The organism is Variovorax atrisoli 110B (assembly GCF_000382045.1).
GTDB classification, from domain to species: Bacteria; Pseudomonadota; Gammaproteobacteria; order Burkholderiales; family Burkholderiaceae_C; genus Variovorax; species Variovorax atrisoli.
In genome coordinates this window covers 1-1,714 of the sequence record NZ_KB907492.1, presented here as the reverse complement: position 1 = coordinate 1,714, position 1,714 = coordinate 1, and the positions used below count along the sequence as shown (strand labels likewise).

Annotated in this window: 1 protein-coding gene and 1 pseudogene; both read right to left on the bottom strand. The window is 63.9% G+C overall.

Going from position 1 to position 1,714, the window contains the following annotated elements:
• Positions 1-291 precede the first annotated feature (291 nt).
• Entirely contained in the window at positions 292-1,287 is a 996-nt protein-coding gene (locus G369_RS0135220; RefSeq protein ID WP_019658756.1) for a Bug family tripartite tricarboxylate transporter substrate binding protein, read from the bottom strand.
• Between the two features lie 112 nt (positions 1,288-1,399).
• A pseudogene (locus G369_RS36965) lies at positions 1,400-1,714 on the bottom strand (LLM class flavin-dependent oxidoreductase); the annotation flags it as partial.

Here is a 1,714-nt window from a genome sequence, read left to right as displayed (position 1 = left end):
CGCCACCGTCTGCTCGATCGAGTTGTTGATGACCTGCTGCGACGTCTGGTGATAGCCGCGCTGCTGGGCCAGAATGAACACCCCGAATTCCATGTTGTTCCGCTCAAGTAGTGCTATGCGATGAGCAGAATTCTCTGGTTGCGCTCGGTGTTGGTGAATATGGAAGGAGCGCGATTCAGTCCTGCAAAAATGAGAGGGATGCGCTGCGCCGGTTCAACGAAAAACGGGGCATGAGCCCCGTTGCCTGTGCTTGCAGAAGACACCCGACTTCTGCTTCGTCTCTCTCTCCTGCTACTTGTCGCGCAGGTCGGTCACCTTCGCCAGGCCCTGCCAGATGGCGGCGTCCTTCTGGATGGACGCCGCAAACTGCGTGGCGTTGCGGCCGGGCGGCACGATCATGTTCTGGCCTTCGATCTGCGCTCGCACTTCGTCGAGCTTCTGGATCTTGTTGATCTCGGCGTTGAGCCTGTCGATGATCTCCTGCGGCGTCCCGGCCGGCGCGAAGACGCCGTACCAGCCGTCGGCTTCGAACTTGTAGCCCTGCTCCGCCAGCGTCGGCACGTCCTGCGTCGCGGGCCAGCGCTGCGAGCCGGTCTGGCCCAGCGCCACAAGCCGCCCTTGCCGCATGTGCTGCACGGGCGATGCGATGTCGGTGAATGCCACGCTGATGTTGTTGCCGATCAGGTCCGTGACTTCGCCGACCAGTGTCTTGTACGGCACGTGCGGCATGTCAAGGCCGTAGTGGGCCTTGATGCCTTCCATCGCCAGGTGGCCCGAGGAGCCCGTGCCCCAAGAGCCGTAGGCCAACTTGCCCGGGTTCTTCCTGGCGTAGGCCACCATGTCCGCCAGGTTCTTGAAGCCGGTGCTCGGATTGGTCATCAGCAGGATGCCCGCGGCGCCGACCTGCGCGACCGGAACGAGATCCTTCTCGGCGTTGTACGGCAGCTTGGGATGGATCACCGGGTTGATGAGGATCGAGGACGACGGCGCGAAAAGCAGCGTGTAGCCGTCGCCCGCAGCCTTGGCCACCGTGTCGCAGGCGATCAGGCCGTTGGCGCCCGGCTTCGCGTCCACCACCACTGGCTGCTTCAGCGTCTTGGCCAGCGGGTTGGCGATCAGGCGCGCGAAGATGTCGCCGCCCGCACCGGCGGAACCGGCCAGCACGATGCGGATGGGACGGGAGGGCCAGTTGCCCGCGCCGCCGGTGCTGGCGAAGGCCCTGACGCCCGCGCCCATCAGCATGCTGCCCACCATCAGGGTGCGGCGGTTGATCCGTGTAGGGGTCATGTTTGTCTCCGGTTTCGAATATGTAATGGCTCGGCTGCCCTGGCCGCTTGTCCTGCGGCTGGCAACGCTTAGGTGATCTGATGTGATCGGGAAGGGCCGCGCCTTCCTCGGGTCAGGCAGGAAGGGCTCGAGAGGCTTCGGCGTTGCGGCCCAGTTCCTTCTGGATCGCCGGGATGATCCTCTCGCCCCAAAGCTCGATCTGCCTGAGCATCGTCTTCTGATCGAAGTCGCCCAGCTGCGTCTGCAGCGCGATGTGCTTCGGACGCAGGATGCTGATCTCCTCCAGCATCTTGTCGATGACCTCGTTGACCGAGCCCACCGGCAGGTTCTGCCGCAGCTGCTCCATCGTCGGGTCCGTCTCCGAGGGCACCTCCTTGATCATGTAGCCGTCGTCCGACTGCGAACGACGGAACTTCAGGCTCTCGGA

Coding starts and splice junctions, on each gene's coding strand:
- G369_RS0135220 (WP_019658756.1), bottom strand. CDS start 1,287: ATGACCCCTACACGGATCAACCGCCGCACCCTGATGGTGGGCAGCATG.